Below are 20,057 nucleotides of genomic sequence, written 5' to 3'. Positions count from 1 at the left end.
ATGACCCTCCAGGAAGGAACCACCGTGGAACTCCGCTCCGGCGACTACACCCTGCGCGCCCGCGTGGGCGGCCTCGAGGTGCTCGCGGGAGAGCACGTCCTCTACGCCAATGACCGCCCGCTGCGCGTCACGGTGAAGACCGTCACCGCGATCAGCGAGTACTCCGGCGCGCCCTACGACGACGTCTCGATCGCGGACGGCGCGCTCACCGCCACAGGCACGATCACCGCGCGCTCGGGCTCGTCCTTCGCCGTCACCGACGTCTGGCGCGTCACGGGCGCGGGCTTCTCCGTGCACCGCGAGGTCGAGGTGCTCGCGGCCGGCGGCGACCTCGGCTTCTCGACGGCGATCTCGCTCGGGCTGACCGGGTCCGCCGACCTGCGCGACTACGAGTGCTTCGCGCCCGGCGCCTGGTACCGCGACAACGCCTTCGGCCCGGCCGACGCGATGGGCCGCGACCCCGGCAGCGAGTACTTCTGGCGCACCGAGACCCACTACGCGCTGCCGCTGTTCGCCGCGCAGAGCCTCGCCACCGGCGAGACCGTGGCGCTCTCGCGCTGGGCGGCCGACGTCACGCTGCCGCGCCTGGACGTGGTGCGCTCGGAGAACTTCACCGACCCGGAGTGCACGGTCGGCTCGATCGGCCTGAGCCGCCCGCAGGGCACCACGCTGAACTACCTGTACTACGGCTTCGGCGTGCGGACGCCGCTCGACGAGGAGCCCGCCGGCCTGTCGATCGACTACGTCTACCCCGGCGCCGACGGCGAGCGCCCGGTCGACAACCCCTACTCCGGCCTCGACTACGACGCGGCGCCGAAGTCCCTGCAGCGGGTCAACCACCCGGTCGAGGTCGGCTTCCGCCAGCGCTACGCGGTGGCCGTCGACCTCGGCCGCCACGACGACTTCGCGACGATGATGCGCGCCACCTGGCGCAGCGCCTACGCGCGCCTGCGCGACGACCTGTTCGAGGTCGACAACGAGCGGCACTTCCACCACGGCATGGCGATCCTGCAGCGGCTCACCCGCCGCTACGGCGACGCCTGGGGCCTGCCGTTCGCCTGCCAGCTGCCGGACCTGGACGTCTCGAGCGTCTCGTTCCAGTTCGGCTTCGTCGGGCAGCAGCCGGGCATCGGCTACCAGCTGCTGCGCTACGGCGACCGCGAGGGCGTGCCCGAGGCGTTCGAGCAGGGCGTCGGCATCGTCGACTTCTGGGCGCGGACGGCCCTGCCCGAGTCCGGCCCGCCGCGGATGTGCTTCAACCCCTCCCTCGGCGGCTTCGAGCCGTACCCGCACTACCTGCGGATGCTGGCCGACGGCGTCGAGGCGATCCTCGACGCCTACCTGCACCTGCGCGGCCTCGGCGACGAGCGGACGGTCTGGCTCGAGTTCTGCCGGCGGACGGCCGACTGGCTGCTCGAGGTGCAGGACGCCGACGGCAGCTTCCACCGCGCCTACAACGCGGACGGCTCGGTGCGGATGGACTCGCGCTCGAACACTCCGAGCGTCATCCGCTTCCTCGTCCAGCTGCACCTGGTGACGGGGGAGGCGCGCTACCGCGAGTCCGCGGTGCGCGCCGGTGAGTGGTCGTTCGCGAACATCCACCGCACCCTGGAGTACCGCGGCGGCACCTGCGACAACGCCGACATCCAGGACAAGGAGGCCGGCATCTACGGCCTGTTCGGCTTCCTCGCGCTCTACGACCTGACCGAGGAGCACCGCTGGCTGGAGGGCGCCGTCCGCGCCGCCGACTACACCGAGACCTGGACCTACGCCTGGTCCTTCCCGGTGGTCGTGCCCTGGGCGCATCCGTTCAACCGCTACTCGATCAGCGGCCAGAGCATCATCACCCTCGGCGGCGGGGCCGACGTGTACCTGGCGGCCTGCTCGTACAGCTACTACCGGCTGTTCCTGATCACCGGCGACGACCACTACCGCGACGTCGCCGAGTTCCTGCACCGCAACACCCGGCAGTCGACCGACGTCGACGGCAGCGTCGGCTACGCGATGCCCGGCCTCGGCCACGAGAGCGGCGACTTCGCGAGCCAGACGTTGCGCAGCCACCACCACTGGCTGCCCTGGTGCACCTTCGTCGAGGTCGACCCGTCCTCGCGCCTGCGCGACACCTTCGGCGTCTACGAGATCGCCGACGCCCAGCGCCTGCCCCCGGCCGAGCTGGCGTCCCGCAACCGCATCTACGACCGCTACGGGCGGGTGGGCGCCTGACGGCGGGCGGCGTGCGGCGGCACCTCTCGCGGAACCTCCGGCTCGCGGAACCGCCTCCGGCTCGCCGGATCCGGCTGTTCCCGCGTGCCGAGGCGTGTTTCACGTGCCGGAGGTCACCCCGGCGGACCTCCGGCTCGCGGATTCATGCTCGGCTCGCTGGATCCGCCCGTTTCCGCGCGCCGAGGAGTGTTTCGCGTGCCGGAGGTCACCGCGGCTGACCTCCGGCTCGCGGATTCATCCCCGGCTCGCTGAATCCGCCTGTTCTCACGTGCCCAGGCGTGTTCCACGTGCCGGACGTCCCCCGGCTGACCTCCGGCCGATCTCCGGCTCGCGGTTCCGCGTCCAGCTCGCTGGATCCGCGTGTCTCAGCGCGCCGAGGCGTGTTCCGCGTGCCGGAGGTCGCCGCGGCTGACCTCCGGCCGATCTTCGGCTCGCGGTTCCGCATCCGGCTCGCTGAATCCGTCTGTTTCGGCGTGCCGAGGCGTGTTCCGCGTGCCGGAGTTCACCCCCGCACCCTCAGCCGCGCCACTCCACGTCCACGCGCACCGCCTGCGCGCCGATCGGCAGCCCGCCCGACACCTCGCGCCCGTCGACCCGCAGCACCGCGCCGCGGAGCGTCCGCAGCCGCGTCCCGCCCGCCGGCGCCAGCCACTCCACGCCCGGCACCCGCCGCACCCACAGCGACGCCCGCCCCGGCTCCCACTCCAGCCGGTCCACGACCAGCCCGCCGCGCGCCCGGAGCCCCGTCACCGCACCGCGCGCCCACACCGACGGCAGCGCCGGGAGCACCGTCAGCGACCCGTCGTCCGACCCGAGCAGCATCGCCGCCACCAGTCCCGGCAGCCCGCCGCTCGCGTCGAGGTTGAAGATGCGCCCCGCGTCGTGCCGGGTCGTCAGCGTCGGCGACCAGTGCTCGACCGCGAGCCACTCCGCGCAGGTCAGCGCCGACTCCGCATCCCCCAGCGCCGCGGCCGCCGTGCCGACCTGCACCAGCCCGAACGCCATCTCCATCCGCCCCGGGGGAGCGGTCGGCGCCTCGGCCCGCCACGCGATCTTCGCCGCCACCGTCGCCGCCGCGGCGGCCCGCAGCCGCACCGCAGCCGGACCGTCGCCCTCGAACGCCGCATCGCCCCCGTACCAGAGCGGGTACAGCTGCGAGGCGTGCCGGTGCGCGATCTCCTCCGAGAACCGCGGATCGATCCACTCCGCGAGCGTGCCGTCCTCCGCCACGCGGTACTCCGGCAGCTCGGCGACCACGCGCGCCCAGCGCTCGTCGAGCGAGTCGTCGCCGCGGGCCCGCCCGAGCAGCGCGGTCGCCCGGGCGGCGTCCCGCAGCACCGCGACGTCGATCGTCGCGTCGACGGCCAGCGGGGAGCGCGCCCCGCCCGGCGTGTTCTCGGGGGAGTAGGAGGGCACGATCCGCCGCACCCCGTCGACCACGGTCGTCCCGGTCTCGGCGAAGCGGAGCACGCCCTCGGCCAGCTCCCACAGCCGGTCGTCCACGATCCCGCGGTCGCCCGTCGCGCCGACGGCGTCGGCGGCGAGGCGCAGCACCCAGCCGCCGCAGCCGGTCCAGAACAGGTGCGGGTAGCTCGCCGCGAAGTGGTCCGCGCGGCCGTGCGTCGACATCCGCGACGGCAGCAGCATCCCCTCCGCCCCGTAGACCAGGCGCGCGTTCTCGCGGTAGTCGTCGAGGTGCGGCAGCACCAGCTCCAGGATCGACAGCGCCAGCTCGGGCGTGCCGGTCGGGATCATCCCCGCCATCGCCCCGTTCTGCACGTTGCCGTTGAGCGTGTAGTCGGCCGACCAGGCCGGCCGCCAGGTGCCCTGCCAGACGCCCTGCAGCGTCGGCGGCAGCTCACCGGTCGAGGCGACGATGTTCGCCCGGCCGCTCAGGTACGCGAGCTCGACGACGCGGCGGCGCGCGCCCTCGTCGCCGGCGCGGGCCTCGTCCCAGAGGTCCTCGGTGAGCACGGCGGAGGAGGCGCCCCCTAGGTCGAGCGCGGAGGCGCCGACGAGGCGGCCGTGGCCGTCGCGCTGCGCCGCGCGCAGGTCGGTCCACGATAGGCCGTCCGCCACCGGCTCCTCGCCGGACAGCGAGAGGTCGAGGCGGAGGAGCCGGGCCGCGCAGGCCGCGACGGGCGCGACGGAGCGCGTGACGTCTCCCTCCACCTGCCACGGCGCCCCGCTGGCGGCGGTGACGACCGCGCGGACGCGCTCGCCCCCGGTCTCCGCGCTGCCGGTGCCGGCCAGGGCCACGAGCCGCCCGACCGCTCCGCCCTCGACGCTCGCCTCGACGACCGCCGACGCGTCCGGGACCCCGGTGTCGAACGAGGTCGCATCGCCCGCGCCCAGCCCGAGCTCGACGACGCTCTCGCCGTCGCGGTCGGACTCCACGGACAGCCGGACGCTCTCGCCGCCGTGTGGGGCGATCAGCCGCACCGCGTGCCGCCCGCCGTCGAGGTCGGTCCACTCGACCGCGACCTCGCCCAGCAGCGGGTCGATCAGGCGGCGGCTCGACGCGACGCCGCCGGCCGTGCGGATCGAGACGGTCGCGCAGATCCCGAGCGGATCGGTCCAGATCAGTCCGCCGTCGTAGCCGCTGGAGCGCGCGCCGCGGGTCAGCGCCTCGCTCGCCGCCTCGGCGTCGCCGGCCAGCAGGGCGCTGCGCAGCTCCTCGCGCACCCCGGCGAGATCGGGTGCGGCGGGTCGCGCGTTGACGGGCAGGAAGTAGCGCTCGTGCGCCAGGGACACGGTGAGCGCGTCGGCCGGCCCGTGGACGACGGCGCCGACGCGGCCGCTGCCGACGATCAGCCCCTCCTCCCAGGTGGGAGCGGCGGTGGCGGTGACGAGGAGGTCGGTGCGCGACGATGCGCTGTCGATCGAGGAGATGATCGGTTCCTTTCGGGCTCGAGGGAGCGCCTGATATGTTGCCTGGAACTTCAAATTACCTCTCCCGGTGCGACGGCGCACGGGAGTCGAGAGTAAGGACTCCGCGATGACGCGACCGATCACCCTCTTCACCGGCCAGTGGGCAGACCTCCCGTTCGAGGAGGTGGCCCGTCTCGCCGGCGAGTGGGGCTACGACGGCCTCGAGATCGCCTGCTGGGGCGACCACATCGACGTCGCCCGCTGGGACGACGCGGAGTACGTGCAGAGCCGGAAGGACATCCTCGAGAAGAACGGCCTCCAGGTCTTCGCGATCTCGAACCACCTCACCGGCCAGGCCGTCTGCGACGACCCGATCGACGCACGCCACCGCGACATCCTCAGCGACCGCGTCTGGGGCGACGGCGACCCCGAGGGCGTCCGCCAGCGGGCCGCGCAGGACCTCAAGGACACCGCCCGCTTCGCCGCCGCGCTCGGCGTGAAGCAGGTCAACGGCTTCTCCGGCTCGTCGATCTGGAAGGGCGTGGCGATGTTCCCGCCCGCGTCCGACGAGTGGATCGCCGCCGGCTACCAGGACTTCGCCGACCGCTTCAACCCGATCCTCGACGTCTTCGAGGAGGTCGGCGTCCGCTACGGCCTCGAGGTGCACCCGAGCGAGATCGCCTACGACTACTGGACCGCCAAGCGCACCCTCGAGGCGATCGGCCACCGGACGTCCTTCGGCTTCAACTTCGACCCGTCGCACTTCGTCTGGCAGCAGCTCGACAGCGTCGCGTTCATCCTCGACTTCGCCGAGCACATCTTCCACGTGCACGTGAAGGAGTCGATCGCCAACCTCGACGGCCGCAACGGCGTCCTCGGCTCGCATCTGCCCTGGGCCAACCCGCGCCGCGGCTGGACCTTCGTCTCGACCGGCCACGGCGCCGTCCCGTGGGAGCCCGTCTTCCGCGCCCTCAACGCGATCGGCTACACCGGCCCGACCAGCGTCGAGTGGGAGGACGCCGGCATGGACCGCCTCGACGGCGCCCCCGAGGCCCTCGCCTTCGTCCGCAAGCTCAACGCGATCACGCCCCCGGCCGACGCCTTCGACGCGGCCTTCTCCACCTCCCGCTGAGCGGGGCGATCGAGCGGCTGACGCCGCGCCCCTCTTCCATGCTGATGGAGTAGCCCGCGTCGCGGGCCACCCCATGCTGATCGAGTAGCCCGCGAAGCGGACGTATCGAGATCCACCGTCGCCGAGACGTCGGTCTGCAGCCCCGCCGTGCTGGCGACGTCGGGTCTCGATACGCCGCTCCGCGGCTACTCGACCAGCAAGGGGCGCGCACAACATCAGCTGAGAGCAGGGGGCATCGCCTGACAGCGGAGGCCATCCCTTCTCAGCTGATGTTGTGCAGCGCCGCAGGCCCTTCATGCTGATCGAGTAGCCCGCGCAGCGGGCGTATCGAGATCCACCGTCGCCGAGAGCGCGGTCTGCGGACCCACCGTGCTGTCGGTGGGTGGGTCTCGATACGCCGCTCCGCGGCTACTCGACCAGCATGTTTGCGGGGGTCTCTTCCACTGGGTCCGCCGTCACCGAGAGCTGGGTCTGCAGTCCCGCCCTGCTGACCATGTCGGGTCTCGATACGCCGCTCTGCGGCTACTCGACCAGCAAGGGGTCCGCACAACATCAGCTGAGAGCAGGGGGCGTCGCCTGACAGCGGAGGCCACCCCTTCTCAGCTGATGTTCTGCAGCGCCGCAGGCTCACTGCGGACGGAGCAGCCCGCGCAGCGGGTCCTTCATGCTGATCGAGTAGCCGGCGCAGCCGGCGTATCGAGATCCACCGTCATCAGGACACGGGGCCGGCAGACCCGCCCTCTCGACGACGCCGGGTCTCGATACGCCGCTCCGCGGCTACTCGACCAGCAGGGGTCGCACGAGATCAGGCGAGGCCGTAGCGCGCGCGGGTCCGCCGGACCAGCTCGTCCTCGTCGATCGTCCCGGAGACGTACTCCTCCGCATCTGCGCGGAACGCCTCGCTCGTGCGGAGTCCCGCCGATGTGGAGCTGTGGATCGCGCGATCGATGGAGGCACGGCGTCGAGCTCGCTCCTCCTCGAGGCTCCCGGTCTGCCTCTCGGTCCGTCTCGTCACCATTGCGGGTGTCCCGTTCCGCCCCCGGAAAGAGATCCAGCCCGCACCGGATGCACCGGGCGGGCTGAACTGTTGCGATGACGGTACCAGCCGAGCATCGGCCGACCGCGTCTGGCGCGAGCCGTCGCAGACACACGAACGGCCGGCCCCCCGCGGGGAGCCGGCCGTCGGTCGTGCAGTGTCCCTACAGCCCCTGCGCCAGGCGGTAGTACGCCGCGTTCGAGCGGATGTCGGCCTCGAAGCCGCGGAGGGTGGTCGACTCGTCGATGACGAGGAGCTCGACGCCGGCGATGCGGGCGAAGTCCTCCCACGCCTCCAGGCCGATCTGCGTCGTCATGACGGTGTGGTGCGCGGCGCCGGCCGTGATCCAGGCCGCGGCGCTGGTGCCGAAGTCGGGGGCGGGCTGCCAGACGGCACGGCCGACCGGCAGGTGCGGCAGCGTCTGCGGCGGCTCGACGGTGGTCACCTTGTTCGCGACCAGGCGGAAGCGCTCGCGCACGTCGCTCAGCGCGACGACGACCGCGTCGCCGGCGTCGGCGGTGAAGACCAGGCGCACCGGGTCCTCACGGCCGCCGATGCCCAGCGGGTGGATCTCGAGCGACGCGCGCTTCGACGACAGCGACGGCGACACCTCGAGCATGTGCGCGCCGAGGATGAGCTCCTCGCCGGGCGTCATGTCGTAGGTGTAGTCCTCCATCAGGCTGGTGCCGCCGGGCAGGCCGGCGCCCATCACCGCGGCGATGCGGATGAGGACGGCGGTCTTCCAGTCGCCCTCGCCGCCGAAGCCGTAGCCGTCGGCCATCAGGCGCTGCACGGCGAGGCCCGGGAGCTGACGCAGCCCGCCGAGGTCCTCGAAGCTGTCGGTGAACGCCTCGAAGCCGCCCTCCTCCAGGAAGGAGCGCAGGCCGATCTCGACCGCCGCCCCGTAGCGGAGCGACTCGTGGCGCTCGCCGCCGGGGAGCAGCTCGGGCACCACGTCGTAGCTCTCGACGTACTCCGCGACCAGCGCGTCGATGTCGGCGTCCGTCGCGGCGTCCACGCGCTCGACGAGCTCGTTCACGCCCCAGGTGTTGACGCTGACGCCGAGGCGGATCTCGGCCTCGGTCTTGTCGCCCTCGGTGACGGCGACGTTGCGCATGTTGTCGCCGAAGCGGGCGACCTTCATGCTCTGCGACGCCGACCAGCCGGCCGCGGCGCGCGACCAGATGCCGATCGACTCGGTGACGCGGGCGTCGCTGGCGTGGCCGACGACTGTCTTCCGCGGCACGCTCATCCGGCTGAGGATGTAGCCGTGCTCGCGGTCGCCGTGCGCGGCCTGGTTGAGGTTCATGAAGTCGAAGTCGATGTCCTGCCACGGCAGGGCCACGTTCGCCTGGGTGTGGAAGTGCAGCAGCGGCTTGGCGAGCGCGTCGAAGCCGTGGATCCACATCTTCGAGGGGCTGAAGGTGTGCATCCAGGTGATGACGCCCACGACGGAGTCGTCGGAGTTCGCCTCGATCATCGTGCGGCGGATCGCGTCGGAGCTCTTCAGCACCGGCTTCCACTCGATCGTGACGGGGATGTCGCTGGACTCGTTCAGCTGCGCGACGACGGCCTGCGACTGCTCGGCGACCTGGCGGAGGGTGTCCTCGCCGTAGAGGTCCTGGCTGCCGGTGAGGAACCAGACGGTGCGGGTCGCGAGGTCGGGGATGATGCTGCGGGTCATGCGAGTGCTCCGGTGGGGTTCTGTCCGTAGACGTTCTGGTAGCGGTCGAACAGGGCGTCGATCGACTCCTGCGGGATGGGGACGAGCTCGCCGCCCTGCCGCGCGATGTGCACGGTGCGGGCGACGTCCTCGGTCATCACCGCGGCCTTGACGGCGTCCTTCGCGTCCTTGCCGATGGTGAAGACGCCGTGGTTCTGCATCAGGACGGCGCGCGAGCGGTGCCCGGTGAGCGTCGAGACGACGCCGCGGCCGATCGAGTCGTCGCCGATGATCGCGAACGGGCCGAGCGGGATCTCGCCGCCGAACTCGTCCGCCATCGCGGTGATCACGCAGGGGATTGCCTCGGCGCGGGCCGCCCAGGCGGTGGCGTAGGTGGAGTGCGTGTGCACCTGGCCGCCGACCTCGGGCATCTCGCGGTAGACGTAGGCGTGCGCGGCGGTGTCGCTGGAGGGGCTGCGCTCGGACCCGAGGCTGCCCGGGACGACGGTGCCGTCGAGGTCGCAGAGGATCATGTTCTCGGGCGCGAGGTCGTCGTAGGAGACGCCGCTCGGCTTGATCACGAACAGGTCGGCGCCGGGTACGCGGCCGGAGATGTTGCCGCCGGTCCAGATGACGAGGCCGTAGCGGACGAGCTCGGCGTGCAGGCGGGCGACGTCCTCGCGGACGCGGGCGATCGCCGCCTCGACCTCGGGGCCGAACCCGGTGGGCGCAGCGGTCGTGCTGTCGGTCATGCGGTGTCTCCTTGCGTGGTGAGGGTGTCGACGGCCGTCTGCTCGACGGCGAGGCCGGCGCGGTAGCGCTCGAGGTAGGCGGTGAAGCCGGCGACGTCGGCGCTGTCGGGCGCCACCGTCTCGAAGCCGGCGTCGCCGAAGACCTGCTCGGTCAGGTAGGAGTCGAGGGTCGTCCCCTCCTGCAGGCGGAAGGCGGCGAGCACCGCCATGCCCCAGGGGCCGCCCTCGGAGGCGGTCGCGGCGACCGAGACGGGGGCGTCGAGCGCTCCGGCGAGGAAGCGCTGGGCGACTCCGGCCGTGCGGAACATGCCGCCGTGCGCGAACATCTCGTCGATCACGACGCCCTCGCCGGCCAGCACGCGCATGCCGAGCGCGAGCGTGCCGAACACGCCGTAGAGCTGCGCGCGCATGAAGTTGGCCAGCGTGAGGCGGGAGTCGGGGGTGCGCACCACGAGCGGGCGGCCCTCGACGAGTCCGGCGATCGGCTCGCCCGCGAGGTGGTTGTAGGCGAGGAGCCCGCCCGCGTCGGCCTCGCCGGCGAGCGCCTCCGCGAAGAGGGTGCCGTAGACGGCGTCGCTGTCGGAGGGGCCGCCCGAGGCCGCGGCGAACCGCGAGAACAGGCCGACCCAGGTGGCGAGCTCGCTCGCGCCGTTGTTGCAGTGCACCATCGCGACGAGGTCGCCGGCCGGAGTGGCGACCAGGTCGAGCTCGTGGTGCACGCTCTCGAGCGGGCGCTCCAGGACGACCATCGCGAAGATGCTCGTGCCGGCGCTGACGTTGCCGGTGCGCGGGGCGACGGAGTTGGTGGCGACCATGCCGGTGCCGGCGTCGCCCTCGGGCGGGCAGAACGGGACGCCGGCCTGGAGTGCGCCGGTCGGGTCGAGCAGGAGCGCGCCCTCGGCGGTGAGCTCGCCGGCCGCGGCGCCCGCGGGGAGGACCGTCGGCAGCAGCTCACGCAGCGGCGGCAGGGTGCCGGCGACGCGGGCGTCGTAGCGCTCGAGGACGGTCTCGTCGTAGTCGCGGGTCGCCGGGTCGGTGGGGACCATGCCGGAGGCGTCGCCGACTCCGAGGACCTTCTCGCCGGTGAGGCGCCAGTGCACGTAGCCGGCGAGGGTGGTGAGGAAGTCGATCCTCTCGACGTGCGGCTCGGAGTCGAGGACCGCCTGGTGCAGGTGGGCGAGCGACCAGCGCAGTGGGATGTTCGCACCGAACAGCTCGGTCAGCTCGGCCGACGCGGGGCCGGTGCTGGTGTTGCGCCAGGTGCGGAACGGGACGAGCAGCTCGCCGGCCTCGTCGAAGGCGAGGTAACCGTGCATCATCGCGGAGACGCCGAGCGCACCGACCGTGGTGAGGCGCGCGCCGTGGCGCTTCTCGGCGTCGGCGACGAGGTCGGCGTAGGCGGCCCGGAGCCCCTCGTGCACGGCGTCGAGCGAGTACGTCCAGCGGCGGTCGACGAGCTGGTTCTCCCACTCGTGGCTGCCGACGGCGAGGACCACGGAGGGGTCGGCCGCGTCGACGAGACAGGCCTTGATGCGGGTGGAGCCGAGCTCGATCCCGAGGGCGGTCGCGCCGCTCGTGATCGCCTCGGCGGGGGGCCGTCGCTGGTCCATTGCACTCCTCGCTGAGGGCCATGTGACCGTTCACAAAGCCACGGGCCAGCGTAGGCGAACGGGCGCGCGGTCGGCAAGCGCGCCGCTCCTGCGTGCTGGCAGCGGACGCCCGCAGGGCGCGACCTCAATGCTGATCGAGTAGCGCCCGGAGGGCGCGTATCGAGATCCACCGTCCGGCGAACTCGGGGTCTCGATACGCCGCTCCGCGGCTGGCGGTGCTCACTTCCGAGCCGCCCCCTGTGCGGCTCGGCGCGGTCGGCTCGGGCGTGTGGTGCGTTCTGTGGGGCGGGTCGCGTCGCGCTGTCTCGAATCGCTGGCGCGCGATTCTCGATCGCGCGCTCTGCCCTGCGTCGTGCTCATGCTGATCGAGTAGCGCCCGGAGGGCGCGTATCGAGATCCGCCGTCTTCATGCTGGTCGAGTAGCCCTGGAGGGGCGTATCGAGACCCGCCGTGCTCATGCTGGTCGAGTAGCCCCGGAGGGGCGTATCGAGACCTACCGTCGCGCGGCCCCGCCTCAGACCGCCCGCGTCGAGTCCCGCTCCACCAGCACCGGCGGCACCGGACGGTCGACGGCGGCCGGCTCGCCGCGCAGCTCCGCCAGCACCACGCCGATCGTGCGGCGGCCGACCTCGGCGAAGTCCTGCCGGATCGTCGTCAGCGGCGGTCGGTAGTGCGCGGCCTCGGGCACGTCGTCGAACCCGACGACGCTGAGGTCCTCCGGAACCCGCACGCCGCGATCCGCGCAGGCGTGCAGCAGCCCGAGCGCCATCTGGTCGTTCCCGGCGACCACCGCGGTGAGGTCGGCGACCTCGTCGAGCAGGCGCAGTCCCGCCCGGTAGCCGGACTCCGCGGTCCAGTCGCCGCCGATCACCGCGGCCGGCTCCAGCCCCGCCTCCGCCATCCGCGCGGTGAACCCGTCGAGGCGGGCGTGCGCCTCCACCCAGTGCTGCGGACCGGCGAGGTGGGCGATCCGGGTGTGGCCGAGCGCGAGGAGGTGCTCGGCGGCGAGCCGCGCACCCGCGGCCTGGTCGACGAGGAGTCGCGGGTCGGCCCCGCGCCCGGCCGCGCCCAGGGTGACGAACGGCACTCCGATCGCGAGGCTCTCGATCGCCTCGAGCGCGCGCTCCTGCGGGGCGAGCACGACGATCGCCTCGACCGCCTCGCGCTGGAGGTGCTCGAGCGCGGCGGCCAGCGACTCCGCGTCGGGCGCCGCGTTGACCACGGGCACCCGGTAGCCGGCGTCGCGCGCGGCCTGCTCGATCGCGGCCATCGCCGTGGCGGTGCCGTAGAAGCTGTGGCTCTCGGCGGCGAGGATGCCGATCAGCCCGGAGCGCCCGGCCGCCAGCGCCCGGGCCGCGGCGCTGCGCCGGAAGCCGAGGTCGTCGATGGCCGCGAGCACCTTGTCGCGGGTGCGCGGCCGGACCTGCGGGCTGTCGTTGAGCACGCGCGAGACGGTCTGATACGAGACGCCCGCGCTGACCGCGACGTCGCGGATCGTCGGCTGTCTCGGCATGGGGTCACCGTAGCGCCCGGCGCTCGCGGCCGCGTCGCCCTGCCCTGCTGGTCGTGCAGCCCCGCAGCGGCCTCTCGAGTGGTGAAGCGGCTCGCGTCTCGGTGATGAGGGAGAGGACGCGGCTGCGCCGCGTCATGCTGGTCGAGCAGCCCCGCAGGGGACGCTCCATTCTGGTCGAGTAGCCCCGCAGGGGCCGCTGCATGCTGGTCGAGTAGCCCCGCAGGGGCGTATCGAGACCCGCCGCACGCCAGAACATCAGCCGAGAGCGTCCCTCATCGCCCCTCGGCGATGAGAGCCACTCCTGGCCGATGTTCTGCGCGGCCTCCGTCCCGTCGCCCTCGTCCAGCCCCGCTCGCTACGGTGAAGCTGAGGATTCACTCACGCAGTCAGGAGCCGGACGTGGAGAACCAGCAGATCGCGGCGCTCGTCGCCCTCGTCGTCGCCATCGCGGTGGTCGGATCGGTCATCGCGACCGTCCTGCGGATGCGCGCGGGCGCCCCGGGAGCGCGCCCGGCCTCGCGGGACGGCGGCTCGACCGCCGCGACGGGCGACGGCAGCTCGAGCGGGTCGGGCACCCGCGACGGCCGCGCCGCCGACGGCGGCTCCCCGGACGGCGGCCCGTCGAACAGCGGAGGCTCCGACGGCGACAGCGACGGCGGCGGCGGCTCGGACGGTGGAGGCGGCGGAGGTGGCGGCGGCGACTGAGCCACGGCACCGCCCACCGATTCTGGGGGCCCGCCCCACTTCCGGCTCGCGCAATCACCTCCGGCTCGCTGAATCCGCCGATCTCCGCGAGCCGAGGCCCGTTCCACGTGCCGAAGGTGACGGGCCCGATCTTCGGCTCGCGGAGTCACCGCTGGCTCGCCGAATCTCGCGGTTTCCGCGTGCCGACGGTCATCCCACGTGCCGGAGACGACACCGGTCACGCCGGGTTCGCGCGAGCGCCCGCCGGCGTCAGTGCTGGTGCAGGACCGCCCAGGCGAGCAGCGAGTCGAGCCGGCGGATGTCCGCTCCGCGCCCGAGCTTCACCTTGATGTGCCCGGCCCGTGTCCACAGCTCGACCTCGGAGTTGAGGTCGAACGTGCCCGCGTTCTCGCTCGACCACATGTTGATCGAGCTGTACGGCAGCGAGTAGATCTCGACCTTCTTGCCGGTCAGCCCCTGGGCGTCGCGCACGATGAGCCGCTTCGTGGTGAAGGTGGCGGAGTCGCGGAGCGTGCGGAACGACGCGACCGCCTTCTCCCCCTCCACCAGGAGGGAGTCGACGTCGGCGGGGACCGGGATCTCCTGCGCGAGGGTCCAGGTGAGCAGCGGTGCAGTGTCCATCGCACCACCCTGGCCGAGGGGAGCCGCGCCCGCATCCGCCGCGCGCCGGAGCGCCCAGGCTCCGCTGATCCCGGCGGGAGATGCTGGGGCATGCCCCTCGCCGTCCCCGACGCCCTCGTCCCGCTCGCCCTGCGCCTGGCCCGCGCCAACCGCACGTTCGTCAGCGCGGACGGCGCTCGCCGGCGCATCCGCGAGAACGCCCTCCGACCCGCGCGCTACGGCCCGCCCCCGCGGCTGCGGCCCGGAGTCCGCGTCGACGTCGAGCAGGTCGGCGGCTGGCACGTCTACACGATCCGCCCGCAGCGGATCCGCGGCGGAGTCGTCTACGCGCACGGCGGCGGCTGGGTCAACGAGATCGCGCCGCAGCACTGGTGGCTGGCGGCGCGGATCGCGGACGAGGCCTCGGTCGCGGTGACTCTCCCGATCTACCCGCTCGTCCCGTTCGGCACCGCCCTCGAGGCGCGCGACGGCGTCCGCGCGCTGGTGCACCGGAGCCTCGACCGGTACGGCAGCACCGCGCTCGCCGGGGACTCCGCGGGTGGTCAGATCGCGCTGTCGACGGCGCTCGCCCTCCGCGACGAGGGTGTCGTCCTGCCGTCGACCACGCTGATCTCGCCCGCGCTCGATCTCTCCTGGAGCAACCCGCGCATCCCGGAGGTGCAGCCGAGCGATCCGTGGCTCGGCACGCCCGGCGGCCGCGTCCTGGCCGAGAAGTGGCGCGGCGAGCTCGATCTGCTCGACCCGATCGTCAGTCCGCTCTTCGGCGACCTCGCCGGCCTCGGACCGCTGAGCGTCTACACCGGCACCCGCGACGTCCTGAACCCCGACGCGCACGTCCTCGCCGAGAAGGCGGCGGCGGCCGGAGTGCCGTTCGAGCTGCACGAGGCGGTCGGCCAGCTGCACGTGTACCCGCTGGTGCCGACCCGCGCGGGCCACGAGGCGCAGCACGACCTGGTCGACGGCCTCCGGGCGGCGCTCTGACCCCGGGCGCGACCTCCGGCTCGCGGAATCGCCTCCGGCTCGCGGTAATCCCGCGGTTCCGCGAGCCGGAGCTGCTTCTGCGTGCCGGAAGGCGTCGGAGCGACGTCGGGCTCGCGGAAGCACCTCCGGCTCGTCGAAACGGGCCGATTCTGCGTGCCGAGGCTCGTTCCGCGTGCCGGAGGATGCGGAAGCGACGTCGGGCTCGCGAAAACACCTCCGGCTCGTCGAAACGCCGCGAATGAGCGTGCCGGAGCTCGTTCCGCGAGCCGGAGCTCGTCTCTGTCAGCCGGACGGCCCGATCGGCCCTCGGATTCCGCACCCGACGGCGCTCAGGACCCCGCTCGCCGGCCGGTCACACCCCGCCACCGTGCACAACTCAGGCTGGAAGCCCCGAGTCCGTCGAGAAACGGTCGGATCGGCCTTTCGAGCCTGAGTTGTGCGCGGATTCCCGCCGAGACCTACGCGCCCCAGCTCGACTGCGTGCCGCCGACGCGCTCCTCCGCCAGAGCCTGCGCGTGGCCCGACGCCGCGTACGCCGCCATCGGGTCGGCCGGCAGCCCGCGCTCCGAGCGCCAGGCCGCGAGGGCGGGGCGGACGTCGGAGTAGAAGGCGTCCATGAAGATCCCGTTCGCGCCGAGCACGTCGCCGGCGAGCTGGGCCTCCTCGAGGGCCGCGCGGTCGACGAGCAGCGCGCGCGCCGTCATCTCCTGCACGTTGAGCACCGAGCGGATCTGGCCAGGGATCTTGTCCTCGACGTTGTGGCACTGGTCGAGCATGAAGGCGACGGGCGAGTCCGGGCCGTAGCCGCCTCCGCGCACCACCTCGTAGAGGATGCGGAACAGCTGGAACGGGTCGGCCGCTCCGACGATCAGGTCGTCGTCGGCGTAGAAGCGCGAGTTGAAGTCGAACGAGCCGAGCTTCCCGAGGCGCAGCAGCTGGGCGACGATGAACTCGATGTTGGTGCCCGGCGCGTGGTGTCCGGTGTCGAGGCAGACCAGGGCGCGGTCGCCGAGCGCGGCGACGTGCGCGTAGGAGGTGCCCCAGTCCGGAACATCGGTGTGGTAGAACGCGGGCTCGAAGAACTTGTACTCGAGGACGAGGCGCTGCTCGGTGCCGAGGCGCTCGTAGATGGCGGCGAGGGAGTCGGCGAGGCGGTCCTGACGGCCGCGGATGTCCTGCTGTCCCGGGTAGTTGGAGCCGTCGGCGAGCCAGATCTTGAGGTCGCGCGAGCCGGTCGCGTCCATGATGTCGATGCAGGCGAGGTGGTGGTCGATCGCCTTCTGGCGGATCACCGGGTCGGAGTGCGTGAGCGAGCCGAACTTGTAGTCGTCGTCCTGGAAGGTGTTCGAGTTGATCGTGCCCAGCGCGACGCCCTTCGAGGCGGCGAACTCGCCCAGCGCCCCGTAGTCGTCGACCTTGTCCCAGGGGATGTGCAGCGCGACGCTCGGCGCGAGGCCGGTCAGCTCGTTGACCTTCGCCGCGTCCGAGATCTTCTCCTCGATGGTCCGCGGGGTGCCCGGCGTGCTGAACACCTTGAAGCGGGTGCCGGAGTTGCCGAACGCCCACGAGGGCAGTTCGATCGCCTGCTGCTCGAGCTGGCGGAGGATGTCGGGGCTGAGGTCGGTCACGGCGGGGTCCTTCTGTGCGGGGCGATCCGGCCGTGCGGTGGAGCGCCGACCGGGCGGCACCGTATGAATCGTTTCACAGCGCCGTGGGGCGAGCGTATCGCTCCGCTTCCCGGGCTGTCAAAGGCCTGCAGAGAGGGGCCACCCCCGTGGTGCCGCCGGATGAGATGATTCCCGGATCGCGCGCAGCCCTGCGATCCGCGACGACCCGAGGAGACGATGTGCCGTCCATCAGTGTCCGCGAGGTCGCCGCTCGCGCCGGAGTCTCGGTCGGCACCGTCTCGAACGTGCTCAACCGCCCCGAGAAGGTGGGCGCCGAGTCCGTCCGCCGGGTGCAGTCCGCGATCGCCGAGCTCGGCTTCGTCCGCAACGACGCGGCCCGCCAGCTCCGCGCCGGGCGCAGTCGCAGCATCGGGCTCGTCGTGCTCGACGCCGGCAACCCGTTCTTCGCCGAGCTCGCCCGCGGGGCCCAGGCCCGCGCCGCCGAGGCGGGGCTCTCCGTTCTCCTCGCGAGCACCGACGCCGAGGCCGACCGCGAGGACTCCTACCTCGATCTGTTCGAGGAGCAGCGGGTGAGCGGGGTGCTGATCTCGCCGCAGGGGGAGGGGTCGGCGCGGCTCGACCGCCTCCGCGCGCACGGCATCCCCTGCGTGCTGGTCGACCGGGAGTCGGGTGACAGCGCGTTCTCGTCGGTCGCGGTCGACGACGTCGCCGGCGGGCGGCTCGCGGTCGAGCACCTGCTCGGGCTCGGGCGCCGCCGGATCGCCGTGGTCGGCGGGCCGGAGTCGATCCGTCAGGTCGCGGACCGGTTCGCCGGCGCGCGCGAGGCCGTGGGGGCGGTGCCGGGCGCGACGCTCGAGGTGCTGCCGACGCCGGGGCTCACCGTGCTGGACGGCCGGGCCGCGGGCCGGGCGCTCGCCGAGCGCGCTCCCGCCGACCGCCCTGACGCCGTCTTCTGCGCGAACGACCTGCTCGCGGTCGGCGTGCTGCAGGGGCTGATGCTGCTGGGCGAGCTGCGGGTGCCGGAGGACGTGGCGCTGATCGGCTACGACGACATCGCCTTCGCGACCGCGACCATCGTGCCGCTGTCGAGCATCCGGCAGCCGAGCGCCCTGATCGGCGCGACCGCCGTCGAGCTGCTCCTCGAGTCCGAGCCCCGCCAGGTCGTCTTCCAGCCCGAGCTCGTCGTCCGCGCCTCGACCGCCGGCTGACCCTCCCGTCTGCCTCTCCCCGCGAGATGCCACTTGTGCACGCTTTCCTCGGCGTGTCGCGTACCCAAGTGGCATCTCGCGGAGACGGGCAGAACGGGGGACCTCCGCCCGGAGGCTGAGCGCGCTGGTAGCGTTTAGTGGGCCGGGTCCAAGAAACGCGGCTTCCCCTCCTGACGAAAGCCGCCATGACTCTGCGCCGTTCCGCCCTCGCCGCCCTCGCGGCCTCCGCCCTCCTGCTGACCGGCTGCACCGCCGCGTCCGACGGCGACGCCGGGGGAGACTCCAGCACGCCGGTCGCCGACGGCGTCCTCACCTACGCGACCGGCGACGCCGAGCCCACCTGCCTCGACCCGCACGTCGGCGGCAACTACCCGCAGGCGCTGCTCGCGACCCAGGTCCTGGAGTCGCTCGTCTCGCGCAGCGACGACGGCACCATCACCCCGTGGCTCGCGGAGTCGTGGACCGTCTCGGACGACGCGCTCAGCTACGACTTCACCCTCCGCGAGGGCCTGACCTTCACCGACGGCACCCCGCTCGACGCCGACGCGGTCGCCGCGAACATCGAGCACCTGCAGGACCCGGCGACGAAATCCTCGACCGGCTACCTCGCCGTCGCGAAGGTGGAGTCGGTCACCGCCGTCTCGCCGACCGTCGCCCGCTTCGCCCTCAGCGCCCCCGACAGCGCGCTGCTCGAGTCGCTCTCGCAGCCGTGGACCGCGATCGAGTCGCCCGCCGGCATCGCCCGCGGCGAGGAGGCCAACTGCGGGGCGCCCGTCGGCACCGGTCCGTTCACGGTGACGGAGTGGGTCAAGCAGGACCACGTGACCCTCACCCGCAACGACGACTACGACGCCGCGACCGGCCCGACCGGCGAGGGACACGACGGCCCCGCCTACCTCTCCAGCATCACCTGGCGCTTCATCCCCGACTCCGCCACCCGCTACGCGGCACTGCAGGCCGGCGAGGTGGACGTGATCGACAACGCCCAGCCCGACACGCTCGCGGCCGCCACCGACGCCTCCGACCTGGTCGAGATCGACGCGCCCCGCCCCGGCTCGGTGAACCGCCTCGAGCTCAACTCGGGCCAGGCGCCGTTCGACGACCAGAGCGTGCGCGAGGCGTTCATCCGCGCCGTCGGCGTCAACGACGCCATCGACTCCCTCTTCTTCGGCACCGCCGAGCGCTCGTACTCGCCGTTGTCGAGCAGCGAGGCGACCGCCTACTCCGACCCGTCGCTCTTCGAGGACGCCGGCTCGGACGACGAGATCGCCGCCGCGGAGGACCTCCTCACCGCCGCGGGCTGGGTCGACTCCGACGGCGACGGGATCCGCGAGAAGGACGGCGCGCCGCTCGTCCTGCGCCTGCCGGTCAGCACCAACCAGTCGATCCCGGCCGAGCAGTCGCTGTTCGAGCAGATCCAGGCGTCGGCGAAGGTCGCCGGCTTCGACGTGCAGATCAGCCTGCTCGACCTCTCCAGCTGGTACACCGCGCTCGCGGCGAACGAGTACGAGCTGGTCAGCGCGCCGTACACGAAGGTCGGACCCGACGTCCTGCGCACCCTCTACGCGTCCTCCGGCATCACCCCGGCGCCGAGCGGCTACTTCGCCAACCACGCCCAGGTGAACGACCCCGCCCTCGACGCCCTGCTCGAGCAGGCGAGCGCGACCGTCGATGAGACGGAGCGCGCCGACCTCTACTCGCAGGCCCAGCGGATCGTGCTCGAGGGCTACTGGATCCTGCCGCTCTACGACCAGCAGAACCACTACCTGCACCGCTCGGCCGTCCAGGGCGTCGCCGCCCTGGCCACCGTCTCGACCCCCTGGTTCGCGGACGCCTGGCTCTGACCCTCGGCGCCCGTCGGAAGGTGGATCTCGATACGCCCTCTGCGAGGGCTACTCGATCAGCATGATCCGCACGCCGGTCGAGCAGTGGCCCCCGTGCTGGTCGGACAGCCACGCAGCGGCCCCATGCTGGTCGAGTAGCCGCGCCGCGGCGTATCGAGACCCGCCGTGTCCAGCAGGGTGGATCTCGATACGCCCGCTCCGCGGGCTACTCGATCAGCATGGTTCGCCTGCTGGTCGAGCAGTGGAGCAGCGGCCTCCATGCTGGTCGAG

General features: G+C 72.7%; 14 protein-coding genes. 6 read left to right on the top strand and 8 right to left on the bottom strand.

Annotation, left to right across the window (positions count from 1 at the left end; translation table 11 throughout):
* Nucleotides 1-2,223: a glycoside hydrolase family protein gene (locus tag C1I64_RS13935; RefSeq protein WP_208645131.1), complete on the top strand. Its 2,223-nt coding sequence runs from the start codon at nt 1-3 to the stop codon at nt 2,221-2,223.
* Nucleotides 2,224-2,739: 516 nt separating this feature from the next.
* Here C1I64_RS13935 and C1I64_RS13930 read toward each other — a convergent pair.
* On the bottom strand, nt 2,740-5,196 hold the full coding sequence (locus C1I64_RS13930) for a glycosyl hydrolase family 95 catalytic domain-containing protein (protein ID WP_164874552.1): 2,457 nt from the start codon (nt 5,194-5,196) through the stop codon (nt 2,740-2,742).
* A gap of 25 nt (nt 5,197-5,221) precedes the next feature.
* Here C1I64_RS13930 and C1I64_RS13925 point away from each other — a divergent pair, with 25 nt between their 5' ends.
* Nucleotides 5,222-6,226 carry a sugar phosphate isomerase/epimerase family protein gene (locus tag C1I64_RS13925; RefSeq protein ID WP_123447059.1) on the top strand — a complete coding sequence of 335 codons (1,005 nt, stop codon included), beginning with the start codon at nt 5,222-5,224 and terminating at the stop codon, nt 6,224-6,226.
* Between the two features lie 805 nt (nt 6,227-7,031).
* Here the strand turns inward: C1I64_RS13925 and C1I64_RS20890 are convergent.
* From C1I64_RS20890 to C1I64_RS13905, 5 genes are all read right to left on the bottom strand, one after another.
* The gene (locus C1I64_RS20890) at nt 7,032-7,244 is read right to left on the bottom strand and encodes an antitoxin VbhA family protein (protein ID WP_164874551.1); all 213 of its coding nucleotides are present in this window, start codon (nt 7,242-7,244) and stop codon (nt 7,032-7,034) included.
* 181 nt (nt 7,245-7,425) lie between these two features.
* Nucleotides 7,426-8,946, bottom strand: a complete 1,521-nt coding sequence (gene araA / locus C1I64_RS13920) for an L-arabinose isomerase (protein ID WP_127887598.1) — start codon at nt 8,944-8,946, stop codon at nt 7,426-7,428.
* Complete coding sequence (locus C1I64_RS13915; RefSeq protein ID WP_123732647.1) at nt 8,943-9,677, bottom strand: L-ribulose-5-phosphate 4-epimerase; 735 nt, start codon at nt 9,675-9,677, stop codon at nt 8,943-8,945. The genes araA and C1I64_RS13915 overlap by 4 nt, the downstream gene beginning before the upstream one ends.
* Complete coding sequence (locus tag C1I64_RS13910) at nt 9,674-11,287, bottom strand: xylulokinase (RefSeq protein ID WP_127887597.1); 1,614 nt, start codon at nt 11,285-11,287, stop codon at nt 9,674-9,676. Before C1I64_RS13910 ends, C1I64_RS13915 begins: the two co-directional genes overlap by 4 nt.
* 514 nt (nt 11,288-11,801) lie before the next feature.
* Nucleotides 11,802-12,800, bottom strand: coding sequence for a LacI family DNA-binding transcriptional regulator (locus tag C1I64_RS13905; protein ID WP_123736321.1), 999 nt, complete (start codon nt 12,798-12,800; stop codon nt 11,802-11,804).
* 399 nt (nt 12,801-13,199) lie between these two features.
* On the opposite strand from C1I64_RS13905, the gene C1I64_RS13900 reads away from it, so the two are divergent.
* Nucleotides 13,200-13,505 (top strand): hypothetical protein, encoded by a 306-nt coding sequence (locus C1I64_RS13900; protein WP_127887596.1) that lies wholly within the window; start codon nt 13,200-13,202, stop codon nt 13,503-13,505.
* A 249-nt stretch (nt 13,506-13,754) separates the two neighbouring features.
* On the opposite strand, the gene C1I64_RS13895 is transcribed toward C1I64_RS13900, so the two are convergent.
* Nucleotides 13,755-14,126, bottom strand: coding sequence for a PH domain-containing protein (locus tag C1I64_RS13895; RefSeq protein WP_123446854.1), 372 nt, complete (start codon nt 14,124-14,126; stop codon nt 13,755-13,757).
* Between the two features lie 90 nt (nt 14,127-14,216).
* On the opposite strand from C1I64_RS13895, the gene C1I64_RS13890 reads away from it, so the two are divergent.
* Entirely contained in the window at nt 14,217-15,107 is an 891-nt protein-coding gene (locus tag C1I64_RS13890; protein WP_127887595.1) for an alpha/beta hydrolase fold domain-containing protein, read from the top strand.
* 458 nt (nt 15,108-15,565) lie between these two features.
* Here the strand turns inward: C1I64_RS13890 and rhaI are convergent, their stop codons facing one another.
* Entirely contained in the window at nt 15,566-16,735 is a 1,170-nt protein-coding gene (gene rhaI, locus C1I64_RS13885) for an L-rhamnose isomerase (RefSeq protein WP_208645129.1), read from the bottom strand.
* A 218-nt stretch (nt 16,736-16,953) separates the two neighbouring features.
* Here rhaI and C1I64_RS13880 point away from each other — a divergent pair, with 218 nt between their 5' ends.
* Nucleotides 16,954-17,943, top strand: coding sequence for a LacI family DNA-binding transcriptional regulator (locus C1I64_RS13880; protein ID WP_243732844.1), 990 nt, complete (start codon nt 16,954-16,956; stop codon nt 17,941-17,943).
* A gap of 185 nt (nt 17,944-18,128) precedes the next feature.
* Nucleotides 18,129-19,787 (top strand): ABC transporter substrate-binding protein, encoded by a 1,659-nt coding sequence (locus tag C1I64_RS13875; RefSeq protein ID WP_127887594.1) that lies wholly within the window; start codon nt 18,129-18,131, stop codon nt 19,785-19,787.
* Nucleotides 19,788-20,057 lie beyond the last annotated feature (270 nt).

The sequence above is a fragment of the Rathayibacter festucae DSM 15932 genome, from assembly GCF_004011135.1.
GTDB classification, from domain to species: Bacteria; Actinomycetota; Actinomycetes; order Actinomycetales; family Microbacteriaceae; genus Rathayibacter; species Rathayibacter festucae.
The sequence above is the reverse complement of the archived record's forward strand: the minus strand, read 5'-3'. Positions and strand labels throughout refer to the sequence as shown.